This is a genomic window from Melioribacteraceae bacterium (assembly GCA_019638015.1).
Lineage (GTDB): Bacteria > Bacteroidota > Ignavibacteria > Ignavibacteriales > Melioribacteraceae > JAHBUP01.
Genome location: JAHBUP010000001.1, coordinates 3,031,173 through 3,054,161, shown reverse-complemented (window position 1 = coordinate 3,054,161; position 22,989 = coordinate 3,031,173). Strand labels below are relative to the sequence as shown.

Annotated in this window: 25 protein-coding genes; 18 read left to right on the top strand and 7 right to left on the bottom strand. The window is 34.3% G+C overall.

Translation table 11 applies throughout. From position 1 onward, the window contains the following. The first annotated feature begins 2 nt into the window (after positions 1 to 2). The 18 genes from KF816_13150 to lptB all read left to right on the top strand — a co-directional run bounded on the left by KF816_13150 (position 3) and on the right by lptB (position 16,357). A complete protein-coding gene (locus tag KF816_13150; protein MBX3008958.1) occupies positions 3 to 1,046 on the top strand; it encodes a VWA domain-containing protein in 1,044 nt (347 codons plus the stop codon). After that, the gene (locus KF816_13145) at positions 1,043 to 1,750 is read left to right on the top strand and encodes a tetratricopeptide repeat protein (GenBank protein ID MBX3008957.1); all 708 of its coding nucleotides are present in this window, start codon (positions 1,043 to 1,045) and stop codon (positions 1,748 to 1,750) included. Before KF816_13150 ends, KF816_13145 begins: the two co-directional genes overlap by 4 nt. Before the next feature lie 48 nt (positions 1,751 to 1,798). Continuing rightward, a complete protein-coding gene (locus KF816_13140) occupies positions 1,799 to 3,631 on the top strand; it encodes a protein BatD (protein MBX3008956.1) in 1,833 nt (610 codons plus the stop codon). Next, entirely contained in the window at positions 3,628 to 4,419 is a 792-nt protein-coding gene (locus tag KF816_13135; GenBank protein MBX3008955.1) for a tetratricopeptide repeat protein, read from the top strand. The genes KF816_13140 and KF816_13135 overlap by 4 nt, the downstream gene beginning before the upstream one ends. A gap of 6 nt (positions 4,420 to 4,425) precedes the next feature. Further along, positions 4,426 to 5,535, top strand: coding sequence for a M48 family metallopeptidase (locus KF816_13130; GenBank protein MBX3008954.1), 1,110 nt, complete (start codon positions 4,426 to 4,428; stop codon positions 5,533 to 5,535). A 58-nt stretch (positions 5,536 to 5,593) separates the two neighbouring features. Next, entirely contained in the window at positions 5,594 to 6,868 is a 1,275-nt protein-coding gene (locus KF816_13125) for a VWA domain-containing protein (protein MBX3008953.1), read from the top strand. A 2-nt stretch (positions 6,869 to 6,870) separates the two neighbouring features. After that, positions 6,871 to 7,161, top strand: a complete 291-nt coding sequence (gatC, locus tag KF816_13120; protein ID MBX3008952.1) for an Asp-tRNA(Asn)/Glu-tRNA(Gln) amidotransferase subunit GatC — start codon at positions 6,871 to 6,873, stop codon at positions 7,159 to 7,161. A gap of 8 nt (positions 7,162 to 7,169) precedes the next feature. After that, positions 7,170 to 7,931 carry a 3-deoxy-manno-octulosonate cytidylyltransferase gene (gene kdsB / locus KF816_13115; GenBank protein ID MBX3008951.1) on the top strand — a complete coding sequence of 254 codons (762 nt, stop codon included), beginning with the start codon at positions 7,170 to 7,172 and terminating at the stop codon, positions 7,929 to 7,931. A 90-nt stretch (positions 7,932 to 8,021) separates the two neighbouring features. Then, a complete protein-coding gene (locus KF816_13110; protein ID MBX3008950.1) occupies positions 8,022 to 8,429 on the top strand; it encodes a cobalamin B12-binding domain-containing protein in 408 nt (135 codons plus the stop codon). Positions 8,430 to 8,533: 104 nt separating this feature from the next. After that, positions 8,534 to 9,625, top strand: coding sequence for a DUF1624 domain-containing protein (locus KF816_13105; protein MBX3008949.1), 1,092 nt, complete (start codon positions 8,534 to 8,536; stop codon positions 9,623 to 9,625). Positions 9,626 to 9,638: 13 nt separating this feature from the next. Then, positions 9,639 to 10,673: a Holliday junction branch migration DNA helicase RuvB gene (gene ruvB, locus KF816_13100; GenBank protein MBX3008948.1), complete on the top strand. Its 1,035-nt coding sequence runs from the start codon at positions 9,639 to 9,641 to the stop codon at positions 10,671 to 10,673. Positions 10,674 to 10,686: 13 nt separating this feature from the next. Continuing rightward, on the top strand, positions 10,687 to 11,505 hold the full coding sequence (gene kdsA / locus KF816_13095; GenBank protein ID MBX3008947.1) for a 3-deoxy-8-phosphooctulonate synthase: 819 nt from the start codon (positions 10,687 to 10,689) through the stop codon (positions 11,503 to 11,505). Next, positions 11,502 to 11,987 carry an HAD hydrolase family protein gene (locus KF816_13090; GenBank protein ID MBX3008946.1) on the top strand — a complete coding sequence of 162 codons (486 nt, stop codon included), beginning with the start codon at positions 11,502 to 11,504 and terminating at the stop codon, positions 11,985 to 11,987. The genes kdsA and KF816_13090 overlap by 4 nt, the downstream gene beginning before the upstream one ends. Next, complete coding sequence (locus KF816_13085) at positions 11,971 to 12,678, top strand: hypothetical protein (protein MBX3008945.1); 708 nt, start codon at positions 11,971 to 11,973, stop codon at positions 12,676 to 12,678. Before KF816_13090 ends, KF816_13085 begins: the two co-directional genes overlap by 17 nt. Before the next feature lie 6 nt (positions 12,679 to 12,684). Then, entirely contained in the window at positions 12,685 to 13,689 is a 1,005-nt protein-coding gene (locus tag KF816_13080) for a KpsF/GutQ family sugar-phosphate isomerase (GenBank protein MBX3008944.1), read from the top strand. Beyond that, positions 13,686 to 14,222: an LPS export ABC transporter periplasmic protein LptC gene (gene lptC / locus KF816_13075; GenBank protein MBX3008943.1), complete on the top strand. Its 537-nt coding sequence runs from the start codon at positions 13,686 to 13,688 to the stop codon at positions 14,220 to 14,222. The genes KF816_13080 and lptC (KF816_13075) overlap by 4 nt, the downstream gene beginning before the upstream one ends. A 1-nt stretch (position 14,223) precedes the next feature. After that, positions 14,224 to 15,621, top strand: a complete 1,398-nt coding sequence (gene lptC, locus KF816_13070; protein ID MBX3008942.1) for an LPS export ABC transporter periplasmic protein LptC — start codon at positions 14,224 to 14,226, stop codon at positions 15,619 to 15,621. Beyond that, the gene (gene lptB, locus KF816_13065; GenBank protein ID MBX3008941.1) at positions 15,608 to 16,357 is read left to right on the top strand and encodes an LPS export ABC transporter ATP-binding protein; all 750 of its coding nucleotides are present in this window, start codon (positions 15,608 to 15,610) and stop codon (positions 16,355 to 16,357) included. The genes lptC (KF816_13070) and lptB overlap by 14 nt, the downstream gene beginning before the upstream one ends. On the opposite strand, the gene KF816_13060 is transcribed toward lptB, so the two are convergent. From KF816_13060 to rmuC, 7 genes are all read right to left on the bottom strand, one after another. Continuing rightward, positions 16,354 to 16,545: a hypothetical protein gene (locus tag KF816_13060; GenBank protein ID MBX3008940.1), complete on the bottom strand. Its 192-nt coding sequence runs from the start codon at positions 16,543 to 16,545 to the stop codon at positions 16,354 to 16,356. The genes lptB and KF816_13060 overlap by 4 nt on opposite strands. A 72-nt stretch (positions 16,546 to 16,617) precedes the next feature. Beyond that, on the bottom strand, positions 16,618 to 18,198 hold the full coding sequence (locus KF816_13055; GenBank protein MBX3008939.1) for an acetaldehyde dehydrogenase (acetylating): 1,581 nt from the start codon (positions 18,196 to 18,198) through the stop codon (positions 16,618 to 16,620). Between the two features lie 77 nt (positions 18,199 to 18,275). Further along, positions 18,276 to 19,028, bottom strand: coding sequence for a LytTR family transcriptional regulator DNA-binding domain-containing protein (locus tag KF816_13050; GenBank protein MBX3008938.1), 753 nt, complete (start codon positions 19,026 to 19,028; stop codon positions 18,276 to 18,278). Between the two features lie 2 nt (positions 19,029 to 19,030). Then, positions 19,031 to 20,080 (bottom strand): histidine kinase, encoded by a 1,050-nt coding sequence (locus tag KF816_13045; GenBank protein ID MBX3008937.1) that lies wholly within the window; start codon positions 20,078 to 20,080, stop codon positions 19,031 to 19,033. 7 nt (positions 20,081 to 20,087) lie between these two features. Next, the gene (locus KF816_13040) at positions 20,088 to 20,843 is read right to left on the bottom strand and encodes a hypothetical protein (protein MBX3008936.1); all 756 of its coding nucleotides are present in this window, start codon (positions 20,841 to 20,843) and stop codon (positions 20,088 to 20,090) included. Positions 20,844 to 20,855: 12 nt separating this feature from the next. Beyond that, entirely contained in the window at positions 20,856 to 21,533 is a 678-nt protein-coding gene (locus tag KF816_13035) for a hypothetical protein (GenBank protein ID MBX3008935.1), read from the bottom strand. Positions 21,534 to 21,695: 162 nt separating this feature from the next. Further along, the gene (gene rmuC / locus KF816_13030; protein ID MBX3008934.1) at positions 21,696 to 22,982 is read right to left on the bottom strand and encodes a DNA recombination protein RmuC; all 1,287 of its coding nucleotides are present in this window, start codon (positions 22,980 to 22,982) and stop codon (positions 21,696 to 21,698) included. Positions 22,983 to 22,989: the final 7 nt, after the last annotated feature.

Sequence of the window (22,989 nt, the reverse complement as noted above, 5' to 3'; positions counted from 1 at the left end):
AGATGATTAGATTTGCAAATAGCGATTATCTGTATCTCCTCTACTTCATTCCATTGATCTCGGTGGCGTTTTGGTTTATTGTGCAGAAGCAGAAAAAAGTTCTTGAAAAATTTGCTACCATAAACTTGCACAGTAAACTATTCCCCCAAAGGAGTATTGCAAAAATTTATCTGAAGTTTGTTGTCTTAATTTTTGCTCTTGCTTTGTTAATAATTGCGCTTGCAAATCCACAAATTGGTACAAAGATTGAGGAAGTAAAGCAGGTTGGAATTGATGTGTACATACTTTTGGATGTTTCAAAATCGATGGCGGCTGAGGATATTAAACCAAGCAGAATAGAAAAAGCGAAGTTCGAAATTGGTAGATTGATTCAGCGCTTACAAGGAGATAGAATTGGAATGGTTGTATTCGCCGGTCAAGCTTATATTCAATTTCCATTAACTACGGATTATGCTGCCGCAAATTTACTATTGAATGCAGTGGATCTAAACTCTGTACCACAGCCAGGTACGGCAATTGGTCCGGCAATCGATTTAGCACTCAAATCATTTAGATTTGAGGAGGAGACTAAAAAAGCAATTATAGTTATTACCGATGGTGAAGACCATGAGGGGGAAATCGAATCGGTAATAGATGAAGCGAGTTCAAAAGGTGTTCTAATATATACAATTGGCTTTGGTACTATCGCCGGTGTACCTATTCCATTTTATAACGATAGAGGAAATCAAGCAGGTTATAAAAAAGATAGAGATGGAAATATTGTCCTCACAAAATTAAATGAAGATATCCTGAAACAAATTTCTGATAAAACAAGTGGGAAATATTATAGAGGAAGTAACACTAGAGATGATCTTGAAAATATTTACAATGATCTAGCGAATATTGAGCAAACTGAATATGGATCCAAGCGAATTACTAACTTTGAAGACAGATTTTATTATTTTCTTTTGGCGGGAATTATTTTGTTGATAGGTGAATTTCTAATTTCTTCCAACAAGTCAAAATTTATGAGTATGCTGGAAAGATTGAAAGGAGTGAGGGGATGAAGTTGAGTCCATTTAAATATTGCATTATTCTTTCAGTTTTTATTTCGGGGATTATTGCTGGTCAATCTAACAGATCGTTAAATAATGATGGGGTGGATTTATATTCCAATAAAAAATATTCTGATGCCGAAGTAAAATTCAAAAAGGTACTCGAAAAAGATCCAAAATTATTTGAAGGGCATTTTAATTTAGGCGATGCTTACTATAAACAGGGTCGCTATGATGAAGCGCTCAGTTCTTTCAATAAATCTTTAGAATTTACTGATGATAAAAGCAATCGATCAAAAGTTTATCATAACATGGGAAATTCATTTTTGAAGGGGGAGAAATATAAAGAGGCAATACAATCATATGCGTCAGCATTGAAAAATAATCCGGATGATCTTGAAACTAAGTATAATCTATCCTACGCATTAAATATGATGAAACAAAAACAACAACAGAATCAACAAAACAAAAATGATAAGGATAAAAAGGATCAAAATAAGGATCAGCAGCAAAATCAAAACCAGCAGCAGAATAAAAATGACGATAAAAAGGATGACAAAAAAGAACAGCAGCAACAACAACAACAGCAAAAAAATCAAATTTCGAAAGAAGAGGCTGAGAGAATTTTAGAGGCACTTAAGAATAACGAGAAAGATCTGCAGAAGAAAATTCGAAAAATAGAAGGTAAAGCTAAAACAACAGAAAAAGATTGGTAATATCTTGCACCCGACATCAAAATAATTACGATAAAAATTTATATTAAAATGAAAAGCACCGATAGAAAAAAAGTATTATTAATAATGACCCTTATTCTTGGCTCATTTTTTATGAGTCGGATGAACGCTCAAACATTTTCAGCTTCCGTGGATAAATCTGTTGTTGGACAATATGACAGATTCCAACTGGATTTTGTGTTTGAGGGTGGAGATATAAATAATCTTTCTAATTTTAAACCACCAACTTTAACACAATTTAAAGTTCTAAGCGGGCCCAATCAGTCATCAAGTATGCAGATAATTAATGGAAAAGTATCCGGCTCACTAACTTTAACTTATATTCTTCAACCATCAAATTTAGGTGAATTTACAATTGGCTCGGCAGGAATAGAATATGCTGGCAAAACACATCTCTCTTCACCAATAAAAATAAAAGTTGAAAAGGGAACTCCGCAGCAGCAGAAGGAAAGTACGGGCGGTTATACAGAAGAAGAGCTTAAAAAAAATGTATTCATTGTTGCTGAGGCAAACAAGTCCAGGGCATTTCAAGGTGAACAAATCACTGTTACCTATAAACTTTACACAAAACTAAATATTGCTTCTCCGCAGGTTATAAAGCTTCCTTCATACGAAGGGTTTTGGGCTGAAGAAATTGGACCCATTAAAAACATCAATTTTGATATTGAGATGTATAGAGGCGAAAGGTACAGAGTAGCCAAAATTAAACAAGTTGCATTGTTCCCAAGTAAAACTGGAAGTCTGAGCGTAACTCCTTTTGAATTAAAAATTCCAATAATTATAAAAAAGAGAAGAACCGGCAATGATGTATTCGATGAGTTTTTTAATGATTCTTTTTTTGCCCGAAGTGAAACAATAGAATTTCCCGCTAAATCGAATACATTAAAAGTTGAATCAATTCCGCTGCCTGCAGGTGCACCAGAATCTTTCAGCGGCGCAGTTGGTAATTTTAACTTTAAAGCCGAAGTTGATAAAAAAGATATTACCCAAAATGAGAGTCTAACTTTACGAATGAGTTTAAGTGGAAGCGGTAATATAAAATTGTTGAATATTCCCGAACCAAAGCTTCCTGCAGGATTCGAAAAGTATGAACCAAAAACTATTGAAAATATTTCCCCTGGATCGGTTGTTAGCGGACAAAAAATTATTGACTATCTTGTGGTTGCACGTACTTCAGGAGCTAAAATAATTCCGGCAATTCAATTTAGTTACTTTAATCCGTCAACTAAGAAATATATCACTGTTAACTCGCCCGATTTTAATATAAACGTTCGACCGGGAGTTGGGGGAGAAGTGAGTTCATCTTCGTTTTCAAAAGAGGATATAAAATTGTTAAGTGAGGATATTAGATACATAAAAACATCTAACTTCAAATTGGAGCCGAAACAAAATTCATCATTAATGAAACCATGGTTTTGGATCTCTTTAATTGTTATTACGATAATATTTTCAGGGGTAATCGCATTCAAGAGAAGGCAAGACGCGATTTATAGCAACACCTCATTGCTCAAATATATGAAAGCGGAGAAATCAGCCAGGAAGAGACTCCATACAGCCAAATCGGCTCTAGATTTAAGAGATTATGAAAAATTCTATTCTGAAATTTCATTTGCGCTCTTTGGGTATCTCGAGGATAAGTTAGCAATACAGAAATCAGAATTTACTTTAGAATTAGCTGAGAGCAAACTTATTGAGAGAAATGTTTCTCGCAGTTTAATTGAACGTGTGAAAAAAATTGCTGAAAAGTGTGAATATGCTCGTTTTGCTCCTCAAGGTGAACTTACAGTAGAGTCGCCAATTTTATATGAGGAAACAGTTTCTGTAATTGTTGAAGTTGACGCAGAATTAGCGAGGAAGAAATGAAGATGAATATCATGACTAATAAACTTAACGGGTTAATGCTGATCGCTATAGTTTTTATCTCATTATTTCTAGCTCAAATAACAACGGCACAAACGCCCGATGAATTGATGAATAAAGCGTCTGTTGAATATCAAAACGAAAATTATGCTGGTGCAATTGAGTATTATAAAAATGTTTTGAAGCAGGGATTTGAAAGTGGTGTTCTCTACTACAATCTTGGAAATGCATATTTTAAAAATGGCCAATTGGGTTACGCAATTTTTAGTTTCGAAAAAGCTTTAAAACTTGAGCCGAATGATGAAGATATAAACTATAATTTGAGAATTGCTAACTCTAGAACAATGGATAAAATTGAGGAGGTCCCCTCAATATTTATTTTGAATTGGTGGAACGGATTAGTTACAATTTTCTCATTAAATACATTGGCAATATTTGTGTTATTATTCTATCTAGTATTACTTACAAGTATATTATTTTATTTGTACACCCGATCAGGATTTGTTCAGAAGCTTACTTTCTTTTCGGGTTCTATTTCGCTCTCAGTATTTATTTTATTTATTGTACTGTTCGTGGCGAGGTACAACAGAGAAGCAACAACTAATTACGGAATTTTATTCCAGAAAGTGTATAGTGTAAAAACATCCCCCGATCAAAAAGCGTCCGACGCATTTATTATTCATGAAGGGATAAAATTTACTATCGAGGATCATGTAAATAACTGGACTAAAATTAGATTAAATGATGGGAAAATTGGTTGGATCGAAGATTACTCATTTGGACGGATTTAGTATCATATGAGTGAGGGTAATCTTCCCGGCAGAAATGCCAAAAAGTATAACAATCTAAAATTGCTTATCGGAATTTCTAAAGGTATAATTTCATTCACTTTGTTAACTTTCTTCGTGGTACTGGGTTACAGTTTAGAACTTGAGCAATATTTATCGTCACAAATATCAAATTCGTATCTTCTTTTAATTGCATATACCGCTATTTTACTTTTTACTTTTAAGATAATTTTTTTCCCCGTGGAATACTACACAGAATATCATCTTGAACATAAGTATAGTTTGTCTAATCAGACATTTGGCAAATGGTTGTTTGAGGATTTAAAGGGAGGATTAGTTGGGATTCTAATAGGTCTTCCTTTACTTATAATTTTTTATTGGACTATTAGTTTATTTCAAGATTATTGGTGGATTCCTTTCGCTTTCATAACTTTTATTGTATCTGTAATTCTGGCTCAAATATTCCCAATTTATATTATGCCTTTATTTTATAAAATTTCTCCGGTCGAAGATGAGGAACTGAAACAAAGAATAGTTACCAGATCGATGGAGGCGGGTTTAAATATCAGTAATATTTTTCAATTTGATATGAGCAAAAACACCAAAAAAGCAAATGCCGCATTTACCGGGATTGGAAAAACGAAAAGAATTTTACTGGCTGATACGCTTCTCAGTAATTTCACAATCGATCAAGTTGAAACTGTTATTGCTCACGAATTAGGGCATTACAAAAGAAAGCATATAATCAAAAACATTATTCTTTCAACAATTAATAGTTTTGCGCTGTTTTTTGTAATCTCAATTTTGCATTCAAATTTTGTTACGGTTTTGGGATTTAGTTCTATTACACAAATCTCATCATTCCCTTTAATAGCTCTCTCCGCTATTCTGCTATCATTGGTTGAACAGCCATTCTTTAATGCTCTCTCAAGAAAATTTGAGTATGAGGCAGATGAGTATGCCGTAAAAGTAACCGGCAAAAAAGAAGTATTTATTTCAACACTTGATTATTTGACTGATCATAATTTGGGAGATAGAGAACCGAATCCGATTATTGAGTGGCTGTTTTATAGCCATCCGTCCATCAAAAACAGAGTGAACGCTATTAACATGTTATAGGGTTTCTGATTCACGTTTTTATAATTATATTTGGATTGTTTAATATAATGAAGAGTTAATGAATCATTTAGCCAAAATAGCATTATTGTTTTTTTTTGCAGTAGCAATAATATCTTGTTCGCTGGATTCCTCTTCAAGCCCGGAAGAAATAAATAATAAAACTACGCCAAATTCACCAAGTCCATCCGACAAAGCAACCAACGAACCCATATATCAATCGTTAAAATGGGAAAGTGAAAATGCACAGTCATTCGATGTGTACTTTGGAAAGACAAATCCTCCCACCACGCGGGTTGTTTCTAATTATGATAAAAAATCGTTTGTGATATCAAATTTAGAATATGCAACTGTTTATTATTGGCGTGTAATTTCAAAATTTTCAGATGGTACTCAAAGGGAGGGACCAATTTGGAGTTTTACAACATTAACCAATCCTAATCCTGCCGGTGCCGGCTTCGCAATGAAATTGGTTAAACTAGAAAAGAAACTTCCCGATATTGTGAATGTTTTGTTTCAGGTTGTTGATATGAATAGCATTGGGGTCCCTAATTTAAGTAAAGAAAATTTTGAGTTATTTGAGGATGGGGAACCTGTAACTTCGGAATCAAATATTGAGATTAAAAGAAATGATCAGCTTCCATATAAAATTAGAACTGTATTAATGCTCGATAATTCAACAAGTCTTGACGGCAAATATGATCAGATTAGAAATGCCGCAACTCAATTCATAAGTAATTTAAAACCAAACCAGGAAGTTGCAATCTACCAATTTTCGGAATCTCCCGAATTGATAATTGACTTTACTTCCAACAAGGATTCGTTATTAAAATATCTCGCAAATTATCGTAAAGGTTTTATGACTACGAATCTTTATGGTGCGGTTATTAAAGGTACCTCAAGATGGGAAGATAAATTTGCAGTTGATGATCTACTTCAGGGAGCTATGATTATTTTTACAGATGGTAAGGATACTCAAGGATCAAGCTCACTTGTAGAAGCTATGAATGCGGTGGGGAATAAAACTGTTTACACAGTTGGTTTAGCGGGCGCGGCGGATGGAATTGATGTGCCGGTTCTAACAGCAATTGGTACTAAAGGATTTTATCCCATTTCAGATATAAGTCAATTAACCGAAAATTTTAATAAAATACAGCAGTCAATTTTAAATTTTGCTAATAGTTTTTATCTGCTTACTTATAAGAGTCCTAAACGTGGAAATTTTGACCACTTTTTGACTATAAAAATTAAAGAGAATTCTTATTTGGGCAGTGATTCATACATCACTGGTATTTATAACAGCTCGGGATTTTATTCCGCTAATTGGACAAATTAATTATGTCGGTTACCAAAAAAGATGTTGAGTATATAGCAGCACTCTCTCATTTAAAATTTAATGAAGAAGAGCTGGAAAAATTTACACATCAGTTGAATGATGTATTAACTTATGTAGAAAAACTAAATGAACTGGATACAGAAAATGTTGAGCCTTTGTCTCATCCAATAGAAAATCAAAATGTATTTCGGGATGATAAAGCAAAGAACTCAACACCACGCTCAGAGGCATTAAAAAATGCGCCCGATAAGGATGATGAGCATTTCAGAGTTCCCAAAGTTATTAATCAATAAGCTCTTATATGATAGTTGGAATAATACCCGCAAGATTTGCCTCTACAAGATTAATGGGAAAACCCTTAGCTTCCATTGGTGGCAAACCAATGATTTATCATACTTACCAAAGCGCTAAAAAATCAAAACTGCTGGATAAAGTAGTCATTGCAGTTGATGATGATAAAGTTTTTAGGGTTGTGAAAGATTTTGGCGCGGAAGTTTTTATGACTCCAAAAGATTGCCCCAGCGGTTCGGACCGGATTGCAATTGTCGCAGAACAAATTGAAGAAGCAGACATCATCGTAAATATCCAGGGAGACGAACCATTCATAAAAGGTAAAATGATTGATCAAGCTATTGAGCCAATGTTGTTCGATAAAGATGTACAACTCTCCACTCTAGCCAAAAAAATTGAGAGTGTTGAGGAGATGAAAGCGGCTTCTGTTGTAAAAGTGGTTTTTGATTACAAAAATTTTGCTCTTTATTTCTCCCGTTCACCAATTCCATATGTGAGAGACGCGCGCACAAATTTGGAGAGAATACAATCGGGTGAAATATATAAACATATCGGACTTTATGTTTATCGCCGCCCCGCACTTCTAAAATTCACATCTCTGCGTCCTACCGATCTTGAGCAAATTGAAAAATTAGAACAGCTTAGATTTTTAGAACATGATATGAAAATTAAAATTGTGGTTACCGATTTTGACAGTCTTTCGGTTGATACACCAAAGGATTTGGAGGTTGCGCGTGTTTATTATGAGAAAAATTATAAAAAACATCAATAAATGAGATTCAATGGGTTCACAAAATTGTCTTTAAGATTTTCCATCCCTATTTTTGAGTAAAGAAAAATTCCCTTGAACCAAGGAGATACAATGAGTAGAAAAATTAGAGTTTTAGTTGCGAAAGCCGGGTTGGACGGTCATGATAGGGGGGCTAAAGTAGTCGCTGCCGCCCTTAGAGATGCCGGTATGGAAGTTATTTATACAGGATTGAGACAAACCCCAGAGATGATTGTCGAAGCGGCAATTCAAGAGGATGTGGATGCTGTTGGGATTTCGATTCTTTCCGGTGCTCACATGACTATCTTTCCACGAATTCTTAATCTCATGAAAGAAAAAGAATTGGATGATGTGCTTCTGTTTGGTGGTGGAATCATCCCCGAAGAAGATCTTTCAAAATTGCAGGCAATTGGTGTGGGGCATCTTTTTACCCCAGGCACCTCAACTCAGGAAATCATCAAATTTCTCAATGATTGGGTAGAAAAACATCCGCGTAATTAATTTTGAGGACTGGTTTTTTAAACAAAATCAGTCCGATTTATCCCCAAGCTTCTTTTAAAATATCCTCATCTTTGATTATTTTGTAAACAAAAAAGCCGCTATTATTGGAAAAGAATTCGTCCAGCAGAATTATATTCATTGATTTAATGCGTGCCTTCGCCGTTCTCATGATGGTTCAAGGGCACACGATTGATGCGCTTTTGAGCAATGAATTCAGAGATTATAACCATACCGGATATTATATTTGGCACACATTCAGAGGTTTTACAGCCCCCACATTTATGTTTATTTCCGGAGTGGTTTTTACTTATCTGCTCAGATTAAATCCAAAACCGTTTTTTTATAATCCCAGGGTACAAAAAGGATTTATAAGGTTTTTAACTCTAATCATAATTGGTTATTTATTAAGATTTCCAACTTATAATATTTTTGGTTACTACGAAGTAACTCATGCCCAATGGATGGGATTTTTCAAAGTTGACGCGCTTCATTTGATAGGGTGCGGAATACTTATCATTTTGATTGTAACCTACCTAGCTGAAGAATTTAAAATAAATCATTATATCGCCTACATCTTTAGTTCCTTATTATTATTTAGCATGATTTTTATAACCGAACAAATAAACTGGTCGAATTTTCTGCCCATCCCTTTTGCTGCATATTTTTACACAAAGACCGGTTCATTTTTCCCAATATTTCCATGGGCGGGCTATGTACTGGCGGGTGCCGTGTTCGGGAATTATCTTGTGGTAAATCCTGATTCATTTAGCAAGAGAAAATTCAGCATATTATTAATTTCGATTGGTATTATTTCCATTGTGTTAGCGGAGTTGTTTAATTATTATGTAAAGGTAAATAATTTAAAAACTGCTCTGACTGTTCAATATTACTATATTATTGAACGGACTGGTTATGTGATTTTATTAAATGGGCTAATGAGTTTATTGGCGCAAAGACTTAAGAAAATTCCAGAGATATTTAAACAAATTGGTACTCACACTTTATTGATTTATGCAGTGCATATTGTTATTCTTTATGGAAGTGCATGGATTCCGGGAGTAAGTCTATTTTTGTCAAAATCATTTAGTTTTGGTGTATCAATTTTTGCGGCTGTTTGTTTAATCAGTTTAATGGTTCTGATGGTATTTGTAATTGAAAAGAGAAAATCCAGAAAAAGAGCTGCTACTATTGCATGAAGAGGGAAAAAGTTTGAAACGTAAAAGTGAAAATTTAGATACAGTAATTTCCAAAGAAGATACCAAGCTTGATCAATCGCTCAGGCCAAAATCATTTGCTGATTTTACAGGTCAGAAAAAAATAACTGACAATCTTAAAGTATTTATTGGCGCGGCTAAAAAACGTAATGAAGGACTTGACCATGTGCTTTTAACCGGTCCTCCTGGATTAGGAAAAACAACATTAGCCCATATTATTGCCAATGAATTGGGTGTTAAATTAAAAATTACTTCTGGACCGGTGCTTGAAAAACCGGGGGACCTTGCTGGATTATTGACTAATCTTGAAGAAAAATCGGTGTTATTTATTGATGAAATTCATCGATTAAGCGCCGTAGTAGAGGAATATCTTTATAGCGCAATGGAGGATTATAAATTAGACATTATGATTGACAGCGGTCCCAATGCACGTACAGTTCAAATAAAACTACCTCCTTATACACTAATTGGTGCTACAACAAGAGCTGGATTGCTTACCGCTCCACTGAGAGATCGATTCGGAATTAAACTTAGACTTGATTATTATGACAGTGAATTAATTAAAAAAATAATTCTCAGGTCATCTTCTATATTAAATATCAATGTTGAAGATGATGCCGCATTTGAATTGGCCAAAAGATCGCGCGGTACTCCTCGTATTGCAAACAGATTATTGAGAAGAACACGGGATTTTGCCGATTATGAAAAAAAAATATCTGTTGATATTGATATTACGAAACGGGCTTTAGAATCCCTTGAAGTAGATGAATATGGTCTCGATGAAATGGATAAAGAAATTATTCTCTCCATAATTGAAAAATTTAATGGTGGTCCAGTTGGATTAAATACACTTGCAGTTGCGGTTAATGAGGATCCGGGAACAATTGAAGAAGTTTACGAGCCCTTCCTTATTCAACAAGGATTTATCCAGCGCACTCCGCGTGGAAGAGAAGCAACAGATTTAGCTTATATCCGCTTCAATAAAAAAAGAAGTAAACAGATCAATAGTCAATCATTATTCGACAACTAAAATAGAGAACAATATGGGTCTTCTTAAGAAAATTAAAATGGGTAACGGGGCTCCACTTTTTTTAATTGCCGGACCATGTGTAATTGAGAATGAAAAAATTACATTGTCTACCGCCGAAGCAATAAAAAAAATTACTGATGAACTGGGCATTCAACTAATATTTAAAGCCAGCTACAAAAAAGCTAACAGAACAAATGTGAATAGTTTTGTTGGAATTAATTTTGAAAAAGCGTTGAGAATATTGGAGAAAGTTAAAAAGAATTTCTCCTTACCTATATTAACAGATATACATTCAGAAAATGAAATTGAAGCTGTAGCGTCTGTTGTTGATATATTACAAATACCTGCGTTTTTATGCCGTCAAACTGATCTAATTTTGACAGCTGCAAGAACTCATAAAGCCATCAATGTTAAAAAGGGACAGTTTTTAGCCCCCACTGAAATGAAGCACATCATCGAAAAGATTGAATCTGTAAAGAACAAAAAGATATTATTAACTGAGCGAGGAACAACGTTTGGCTATAATAATCTTATTGTTGATATGCGCAGTTTGGAGTTTATGAAAGAATATGGATACCCGGTTATAATGGATGCTACTCATGCAGTACAAATTCCAGGTGCGGGTAAGGTAACGGGTGGTGAACCACGATTTATTTCGACAATTGCTAAAGCAGCAGCAGCAGTTGGGATCGATGGTTTATTTTTAGAAGTGCATCCATCTCCACATTTAGCATTAAGCGATTCTGCGAGTCAGCTTCACCTCAATAAATTAAAACCACTGCTCGAAAAAGTTAAACTTATTGATGAAGTCGCAAAAAGAGACATTGCGTGAATCCAAAATTCAAACGTATAAAATTATTCCTATTCGATTTAGAAGGTGTTTTATTTAATGATGGAGATTCGCCAAGCGAACTGGTTCTTTTATTAAATGAATATTTCACAGATCCTGTTTTCGAAGAATGCAAATTCGGAATCGTATCCGCTAGAGAAAATGATTCATTGATTGAACGGTTACATAAAACTAAAAATTGTGTGGTTATTTCATCTACATTGGATAAAGTTACTGCGGTCGATAAACTCTTGCGAAAATTAGATTTGAATTATGATTCTGTCTTTTTTATGGGTGATGAATTGCTAGATTTACCATTACTGCGTAAATGTTATATTTCGGCGGCACCATCTAATGCTCGTCGCGAAGTTAAAAGATCAGTTAATATGATCTTTAAATCTAGTGGCGCCGAAAACATTTTAGGCGAATTAAAAAAAATATATATGAAATCGAAGGAGGCACCAAGCCGTGGGACAAAATGCTAAACAGTATCCGCGTAAACTCAATAATTTTGAGTTGAATTGCTTATATGAAGCACTTCCAGAAAACAAATCGGGTTATCTCCAGTATCGTAACATGATTGAGGAATTATTTGTTATTGGTGAAGGCCGATTTGGAAATGGTAATTTTATTTTGGGCGAGGAAGATGATTTTGTTGATCTTGATTCCCCTTCATCACCAATTTTTGCTGTCGCAACTATTACATTGCCCGATTCAAAATATTATGTCGCCATACATGAAGTACATGATGAACAAATCGAAATTGATATCAAAAATATGGAAGGGAAAGAATTCGCGAAAGAGTATAAACCTTTGCAGGTTTGGACATATTCGAATTGGGTCCCGGGTCAAAAAGCACCAAACGATAATTCTATTGTCCGTGAAATTCATCTAATCAAAAATAAAATCGTTCTTGTGATAGCTCCTACACATAAAAAAATATGGGTTTATAATTCTGATAGCGGTATTGTCCATTTTGTACCGGTTACTAATTATTATAATGAAATATTGCTTTACACTAAAAATAAAGATTCTGAAAAAGCTCTCAATCCCGGACTTCTATTCACGAATCTAAATGAATTTTCAGATGAACAATTGATTAATGGTTTCTTGATTTACAATAAAGACTGGGATAGAATAGAGCTAGATCAATCAAAACTGAATTTTAATTCATGAGTAAAAATTAATTTATTTAAAGTAGCGGGTGATGTTTTGACCGAACAAATCATTGATAAAGGTAGAGAAGTAATAAGAGTAGAAGGAAATGCGGTTCTAAATTTAATTGGTTCAATAGATCACAATTTTGCAGATGCTGTAAAATTAATCTTAAACTCATCGGGCAGAGTTGTTTTTACGGGATTAGGCAAATCGGGTTTAGTCGCTCGAAAAATTGTGGCAACTTTAAATTCTACAGGAACACCTGCGATTTTTATGCATCCTACCGATGCTCTTCATGGCGATCTGGGAATGGTAAGATCGGAAGATATTATTATTTTCATTTCTAAGAGTGGTCACACCGAGGAATTGATAAATCTCATTCCTATGTTTAAAAGGATTGGCGTTAAAATTATTGGTTTGCTTGGTGAACCAAATTCAAAACTGGGAAGTTATTGCGATTTAATTATTAATTCATCGGTGAAGGAAGAAGCCTGCCCATATGACCTTGCACCAACGGCCTCTACAACGGCAGCACTTGCATTGGGTGATGCTCTCGCGGTATCACTTTTTGAAATGAGAGGATTTACCGAGGAAGATTTCGCATTGCTTCATCCAGCCGGAAGTTTAGGCAAACGACTTTCACTCAAAATTTCTGAAATAATGATTTCGGGAAATGATATTCCAGTTGTGAGTACCAATACTTCATTGAAGGATTCAATTCTGGAAATAACTTCAAAACGATTGGGTATGACATGTGTTGTTGATGAGAATGGAATATTACAAGGGATTATTACCGATGGTGATTTAAGAAGATTGCTTGAGCGGACTTTAAATTTATCTGAATTAACTGCGAATGATGTAATGGTAAGGAAGCCAAAAACAATTAGTAAAGAACTGCTCGCTTCCTTTGCGCTGCAATCAATGGAAAAATTCAATATAACATCCGTAATTGTAATTGATGAATCGGGGAAACCAGAGGGTGTTGTTCATTTGCATGACTTGGTGAAATTAGGATTGCAGTCAAGATGAAATATTTATTAATTATCTGTCTTGTTTTTTTTATTGTTACTTGTACTGATGATAAGATAAAACCGGTTGTAGATAATAGTGAAATTAAGGGATCTATCCCATCACACGAAAGCTGGAATTCTAAAATTACATTTACTTCTGAAGGAAAAATTAAGGCGGTTCTTTATTCCGAGTATCTAAAAAAATATGATGAGGAACGAATTTCACTTCTTGAAAAAATTAAAATTGATTTCTACAATGCCGATCAGGTAAGAAAATCGGAACTAACAGCCAACCAGGGTAAAGTTGATGATGCAACTCAAGATATGTATGCCATGGATAATGTTATTGCATCTAATGATAGCGGCACTGTCTTGCGTACAGAAGAACTAAAATGGCGAAACAGCGATCAGAAAATAGTTACTGATAAGTTTGTAAAAATAATTTCTCCAAACGAAATTATTGAAGGGTATGGATTTGAATCGGATCAGCATTTAAATCACTATGTCATTTTTAATGTTACTTATTCATCCTCTCCCAAAAAAGAAAATTAAAATGAAAAAGATTTGTATTACTATCTGCTTTCTCTTCGCCGTTCAGATTATAGCGCAAACCGAAGATATGGTTAGAGTAACAGGTGATAGTCTGGTTGGTAAAAGCATTAACGGTGAATCTATTAGGGAAGTTTATGGAAATGTAGTTATTACACAAGGTGATATATTAATTAATTGTAATAAAGCTATACAAAACATCAATAAAAATAATGTTGAACTCACCGGCAATGTTGTTGTTAAGCAGGATAGCATAATTATAAAAACACCGAACGGTTTTTATGATGGTAATAATAAAATTGCTTCTTCGAATTCTGGAGTGAATTTAACTGATGGGCATATAAACTTATCAGCCAAAAATGGGTATTACTATTTCAATGAGAAACGTTCCTCCTTTTTAGGCAATGTAATACTTACTGATGCACTGTCAGTCTTAAAATCAAATTCATTATCATATTATGACGATGAGGATAAAGCTTTCGCAGAAGGGAACATAAGCGTCTCTGACACATCCACTACTCTTTTCACAGACCGGCTTACCTACTTTCGACAAACTAAAGACTCATATGCCAAGGGGAATATTCGGGCTTATGATCCTAAAAATTATTTTGTGATTTTCGGCGATTCTTTAATTGATAAAAAATCGAATAATTACTCGAAGATTATAGGCAATTCATTTCTTGTAAAAATAGATACTTCCTCCATAGCAGAGAACGATACACTTTATATAGCGGCAAACAGCATGGAAGCTTATTCCGATTCTACCGAACTACTTATAGCCTCTGACTCTGTAAAAATTGTTCGCGGTGATTTTTCATCCTTGAACGACAAAACCTACTTTTACAGACATAGCGGATTGATGAAAACTAATAAAGAGGAAAATTCTATAAATCCGCCGATACTTTGGAGCGGAGAAACTCAATTAGTTGGAGATTCGGTTATAATATCCTTGATTGATAAAAAAATAGACAATATTGATATAAAGAATAATTCATCAATAATTACAGTTAGTTTAGATTCACTAAATCGGTATGATCAGATATCTGGAAAAAATATTATCCTTTATTTTTCGGAAGGATCACTCGCACAATCGAAAGTCAACGAAAATACCCTAACTATTTATTATTTATATGAAGATGCTGAGCCCAATGGGTTATTAAAAGCGAGCTCGGAAAATGCTAAAATCTTTTTTGAGGAAAATAAAGTAATAGATGTTCGTTTTTATAAAAATGCAATTAGTGAATATCACCCAGAAAATATGGTAATAGGAAATGAAAAAAGTTTTGTAATCCCATCCTTTAAACTGTATGATGGGAAGCCGACTCTAAATTTTATTTATAATACTTTCAAAAAATATTTCGATCAATTAAAAGAGGATAACCAGTTTAATGTTAAACACTGAAATCCAAACCTTTAGCAGCAGTAATTTGGTGAAGGTTTACAAGAAACGAACGGTAGTGAATAACGTTTCGATTAAGGTGGAACAGGGTGAAATTGTAGGATTATTAGGACCAAACGGCGCGGGCAAAACTACAACCTTTTATATGATGGTTGGAATGATTAGACCTAATGATGGCAGTGTATTCCTTAATTCGAAAGAAGTTACAAATGAGCCTATGTATTTAAGAGCCAAGATGGGGATTGGTTATCTGCCTCAGGAAGCATCCATATTTAGAAAATTGAGTGTTGAAGATAATATTATGGCAATTCTTCAGTTGCTTAAATTAAACAAGGCGGAGAGAGAAGAGAGACTAGAAAAATTGATTGATGAATTGGGAATTAATAAGGTGCGTAAAACTCTCGGTTACCAATTAAGCGGTGGCGAGAGGAGAAGATGTGAGATTGCTAGATCATTGGCTACAAATCCAAGCTTTATATTACTTGATGAACCATTTGCTGGAGTTGATCCGATTGCGGTTGAAGATATCATGAATATCGTTGCCAATTTAAAAAATAAAGGAATTGGAATTTTAATAACCGACCATAACGTACACGAAACGCTAAGTATTGTTGACCGCGCATATATTCTAATAAGTGGTAAAATATTTAAGGAAGGCACGGCAAATGATCTGGCCGAAGATAGTGAGGTCAGAAAATTATATCTAGGCGAAAAGTTTAAGTTGGATAGATATTCTTAAATTCGTGTAAAAACGAAGAATGCCACGGCGGCAACTATTAAAATATAAAACAGAATATAAAAGCCAAGTTTAATTCGTCGCCGAATAATTTGTTTCTTTTGAAAAGACCAGCGGGCAGTTTCATCTCTTTTGTAATCCCCCTGCTCAACACTCCATTTGTAATAATTGTGTTTTTTTTCTTCAGGCATATTTTATTTGATCTCTATGTGAAAAATAGGGCTTCGTAAACTTCATTAAATTGTTTCAAATCACTTGTAAATCTAAACTTTATTTTTGAACTCATTAATTATCTGTTGAATTTCTTTTTCGCTAATTCCACTTCCATAAGTTTTTTGCTCGTTTGAATTAGGTCTTACATAGTTTAATTGTGGATTTCCCGCACGAGCCCTTAATCTCTCCTCAATTATTTTGGTGAAATCGCCTTCATTTGATTTTCTATTATCATTATAAGAATTAAAAGTGTCTATTGAATTTAACGAATTCCCTGAGCTTACTTGATTTATTTCAAATGCAAGAGTTTTTACATTCATTAAATGCACAGCCGAAACATTTTCCGAAATTATTGATCCGCCCCATGTACCGGGTCCTAAAGTTAATGATGGTTGTAACGCCGTAGTGTAACCCACAGCTCCAACGCTTGATGGAGTATTAACTACAATTCTGAATGCGGGCTTTTCCAGGGCGAATTTCATAATTATTTCTTTGTCGTTCGAATGAATTGCCAATGTGTGCCCAATCCCGCCAAACTCAAGCAACTCAATACATTTATGACACCCTTCTAACCAGCCAGTAACTTTATAATATGCAAGTATCGGGGATAGTTTTTCAACGGATAACGGTTCCGATTTCCCAACAGTAGTACATTCGGCAACCAATACTAAAGTATTTTGAGGGACTTTAATGCCTGCATATTCAGCAATCCAAACTGCTGATTTGCCAACAATTTGAGGGTTCAATTTCCCATTTTTTAATAGAGCATTTTCTAATTTTTTCTTTTCATCTCCGCTAACGAAATAGCATCCAATTTTTTTTGCTTCTTCAATAACCTTTTCATGAATTGGGGCATCAACAATCATCGCTTGTTCTGAGGAACATAGAGTTCCATTATCAAAAGTAGTTCCAAAAACAATATCAGCAACCGCTTTTTGGAAATTCGCGCTTCTATCAATATATGCGGGAACGTTACCTGCTCCAACACCAAATGCTGGTTTGCCCGAGCTGTATGCGGCTTTTACCATCTGTGTGCTGCCGGTAGCCAAAATTACAGCAATATTTTTATCTTTCATTAAAGCGTCGGTACCTTCAAGAGTTGGAATGCTCATACAGTTAATAAGATTAGCTGGAGCTCCCGCTTTCATGGCGGCATCAGATATTACTTTTGTTGTTTCTAGAGTACATTTTACAGCATTTGGATGAGGACTTCCCACTATTGCATTTCTACCTTTTAATGATATAATTGCCTTGAACATCATAGTTGATGTGGGGTTGGTGGAGGGGATTAATGCGGCAACTACTCCCATTGGTTCAGCAATCTTGATTATCTTTCCATTTTTTTGAATATCAATTACGCCGACAGATTTTAAATCTTTAATAGATTCCCAAACATTTCTTGTTCCAAACTGATTTTTAATAATTTTATCAGAAACTTTACCGAACCCGGTTTCTTCAACTGCCATTTTGGCTAGTCTTTCGGCCTCATTATAACCTGCATCGGCAATGGATCTAACAACTTTATCAACCTGCTCTTGAGTGAAATACTTGAATTCTTGTTGTGCTTCTTTAGCCTGTGCGGCTAAAGAGCGAGCTTCTTGAATTGATTGGAGATCTCTATCAAAGTTCATTAATTAGCCTATCGTTTGATAATCAAATATAAAGAGTGGCTGCTCAAAGTTCAATTTTATATTCGGGAAATTCAAAACTAGGATAAAAGTTCTTTTAATTTTTGGTATCCGGTTTTGCTTATTGGTAGCTTTGATCCATCCGTTAAAATTAGTTTATAAGATTCCTTTTCAAACAGTTCAATCTGTTTAATAAATAAGCTGTTTATTATGTATGAGCGGTGAATTCTAATAAATTGAGCGGGATCTAGATTTTCTTCAAAATACTTTAGTGTTTGTTTCTTTAAGTATTTTGAATCGTCGGTATAAATCATTACAAAATCATCTTGAGCTTCAAAAAATTTAATTTTTTGGCATTGAACTACTGAAATTTTTTGAGCTGATTTTACCGCAATACGTTCTAAATATTCATCCGGTTTTTCTTTAAAATTGCTCAGTTCTTCAATTTGTTTTTGTGATCCTGGTTCACGATCCAATTTATTTTTAATTCTCGAAAGCGCTTCGGCAAATCTTTCTTCAGAAAATGGTTTCAGTAGATAGTCCGTTGCATTAACCTCAAATGCTTTTATGGCAAATTGGTCGAAAGCTGTAGTGAAAATAATTGCCGGGTAATGATCTATTAACTCAAGCATTTCAAAACCGGTAAGTTTAGGCATCTGAATGTCAAGGAAAACTAAATCCGGTTTTAGTTCGTTAATAGCTTTCACTCCGTCAAATCCATTCGAACACTCTTCAATAAGTACTATTTGTTCATATTTTTTCAAATAGTTTTTAATTATATCTCTTGCCAGAGATTCATCGTCAATAATTATTGTTCTTATTTTTTCACTCATTTTCAAATTTTAGGGATAAATATTGATGCTCTAAAAGTATTTTTTTCTTGTTCTGTTCTTAATAGATTATCATAATTATAAATTAACTTCAATCGGCTGCGAATATTTTTTAATCCAATCCCTTCACCTTTTTTGGGAACCGATTCCGGGTCAAAGTTATTTTCTACTACAATAACAAAGTAGTCATTTTCATCACGGCAATAAAGTTTTATTATAACTTTTGCCAGACTTTCATAAACACCATGTTTAATTGCATTTTCCATTAATGGTTGAAGAATCATTCCCGGAACTTCAATGGCGCCGCACTCCTCACTAATTTCATCATTAAACTCAAATTTATCGGCGAACCTGATTTTTTCAATCTCGAGATAAAGTTTGGCGTTACTTATTTCTTCTCTCAACGGTTTTTTCTGTTTTTCATTCTTTGAGATCGTATTCCTCATAAATGAAGACAATTTAATCGTCATTTCCCGGGCAAGTTTAGGATTGCTGAGAGTAAGTGAACTAATTGAATTTAAGCTATTAAAAATGAAGTGGGGATTAATCTGATACTTTAGCGCACTCAACTCGGCTTCTTTTACTAAAGCATTCAATTCAGATTCTTTCAATAATTTTTCTTGAAAGTTATTGTAGTAAATAATAACATAATAAATAGCGGCAAAGACTGCGTAAAAAAGTATTCCAATCAGAAATCGCCAAATTAATGATGATTCCAGAAAAAGGAGATATGTTTTATTATCTGAGAATACGGGATTCAAAATAAAATAAATTGATAAAATCCAAATTGCAGATGTGAGAATACTGCCGGTAACATGATTAATCAATATTTTATTCGATGAATAATTCTCAATAGAATTAAATTTTACTGTATACCAAATTCCAATACCAATAAATAAATACAAACCATTAGAAATTAGAGAATCCAGAGCGGCGCTCATTAATGAAACGTTTACAAAGTAGCTGAGCAGACTCATATGAATTAAAAATAGGGCAATCCATATTGGGTAATACACAGATAAAATCTTTTTATTTCTAAGAAATGGATTGGACATGATTATCCTAACTCTTCAATTCGCCGCCACCAAAAATGATGGAGCCTTTTATTACAAGTATCGAATTTGTTGTTGCTTGTTGAAAGTTCATAAATCGTTTATCGTCGAAACCGCCAAATACCGATGTAACCGAGGTAATAATTTTCCAATCGGTTGGTACTCGTAATTCGGTAGAGCCAAAAAGTGTTGTAAGTTCTAAAATGTTTTCACCCGGAGCTAATTTACATCTCGTTAAGTCAAGTTCACAGCTTCCGAAAATTGATGTAATTTTACCGCCCCGGAAATTTTGTGAATCAATTGATTTTTCGATGCCCGCAAATATTGCTGATTCATCAATCTGATCACTGATATAAGCACTATTAAATGAATTTATTTTCTGTTCATTACTTTCAGTGGCGCTTGGATTATTTCCTAATGGATCTTGAAACTGAATAGTTTTTCCTTTACCGTTTTTATTAAAAATCAGCCAGAGTCCAGCAATTAATAATAGGATTGGCCAAAGATCAGAAAAATAAATGCCTAACTGGTCGTTTAGAAAATCCTTTGCATATCCCCAACCTCCAATAAAAAGAAATATTATTCCTAAAGTTCTATTCTTATTATTAGCGATAAAAACAATACCCAATATTATTAAAATAGTACGCCACGAAAATATTAATGGCTGAATATCAAAAAAGAAAATATTGAGATTATCAGCTATCAATAAGATTCCTAAACCAATAAATATAGCTCCCAGAATTACTTTTGCATTATTATTATTCATTTTAGTTATCTCCTAATAAGATGTTTTAATTTCACCACCGCCAAATAAAGCTACACCCTTAATAATTAATTTTTTATCATTTATAAACTTTGCATTCGGGTCTTTTATTCTATTGTCACTAAATCCTCCGAATAGAGGTAGTACATCAACTTCAATGTTCCAGTCAGCAGGCATAATTAATGTAGATCCACCGAATATCGAAGTTACCTCAAGCGTATTAACTCCCTCTGCCAATTGGCAATTCTGCATATTAACTTCTGAACCACCGAAAATTGAAATTATACTTCCCCCTTTAAATTGATCAGTTGTTAGGAATTTTTTCCCTCCGCCAAATAAATTTATCTGATCAATATAATTACTCTCGTTTGCATCAATATCATTTAAAGGATGGCGCATTCTTAATACAGAAAGCCGTCTACCCCAAATAATCTTAACGCCTATCAATACAAAAATTAATGGCCATAAACCGGGGTATAACCCAAAAACACCTATTGCTACTAATATAATCCCGGCTGTTTTATTATGCGCAAGTCCCAAGTAAAGTAGTCCTACGATGATCAATAAATATTGCCACCTGATAAAGTGGGATGGTATATAAATTAAATCGTAGTTATCTAAAAAGAAAAATGCGCCGACAAGAATTAAAATAATCCCAGCGATAATTCTTCCGTGCAGTTTTGGAGTATTCATTTTACAATTCCTTTTTGTTCAGTAATTTCGACGGCAAATCTATTGAGATAGTTTACCACTATTAATAGAAAATCGGTGAATGGCGGGTATTTGTCGGTGAATGGCTAAAAATTGTTATTTCAGTTCATTTTATAAGCAAAAAGCTTTTGAATGGTTTAAAATTTATTCAATCAAATTAGTTTGCTCACTAGAAGGTAATTCCTGAACATCGCGTAATCTTCTTTCTATCGCTCTCGATCGAACTTTTGCTGAATCAATCGTATCACTTGCCTGGCGTAATTTTTCTTGTGTTTTTTCAAGAATATCTCCAAACTTTACAAATTCATTTTTTACGGCACCGAGCAGGGTCCAAACTTCACTCGAACGCTTTTCAATGGCTAATGTTTTAAAACCCATTTGGAGACTATTCAAGATTGCAGTCAGAGTTGTAGGTCCGGTTATAATCACCTTATAATCATTTTGCAGCTTTTCAAATAAACCGGGGCGGCGTAAAATTTCCGCGAAAAGTCCCTCAACCGGAAGAAATAAAAGAGCTACGTCTGTTGTATTTGGTGGATCGATATACTTATCATAAATTGATTTAGCTTCCAATTTAATTCTATTTTCCAGTGCTTTCCCGGCCTCTTCGATGAGCAGAACATCAACTAGATCTTGTGCGGTTGCTAGTCTTTGATAATCTTCCATCGGGAATTTAGCGTCAATTGGAAGCCAGCAAAATCCATCTTTATTTTCGCTACGCCCAGGCATCTTGATCGCGAATTCCACTCTATCGTTACTTCCTTTTTTGGTTGAATAATTTTTCACATACTGGTCGGGAGTTAAAATCTGTTCAATTAAATTTTGAAGTTGAATTTCTCCCCAAGTACCTCTGGTTTTTACATTAGTCAATACTTTTTTCAGATCCCCAACACCAACGGCCAAATTTCTCATCTCGCCTAAGCCTTCTCTAACAGCCTCTAAACGTTCACTAACTAATTTGAAAGATTCACCCAATCTTTTTTCTAAAGTAGAATGTAATTTTTCATCAACAGTTTGTCTCATCTCCTCTAATTTTTTGGAATTTTGATCGAGCATTTCTCTCAAATTAAATTCAACTTTCTCCTGAAGCTTATCAAATTTTTGTTCGTTGGTAGTAGTTAATGTATTTAATCTACTCTCGAAAATCTCTAATTGCTCGATTTGACGTTTTGCAAGTTCTCCGATTGTTGAACTGATTTGTTCACCAAGCTTTAAAATAGAAGAATTAATCTCTTCTCTCTGGTCCTTTTGAGAACGGGAATTTTCCTCCCTTGTTCTTGTAATTTCATCTCGGAATGAACGATCTAATCTTTCAAATTCGTTCTTAAGTTCAATTAGTTCAGCAGGACTACTTCTTTTTCGTTGAAGGAGGAGAGAGATGATCAGCAGAACAAGAATGATGAGACTGATAACTAGAATAATTTCATTCATCTTTTAA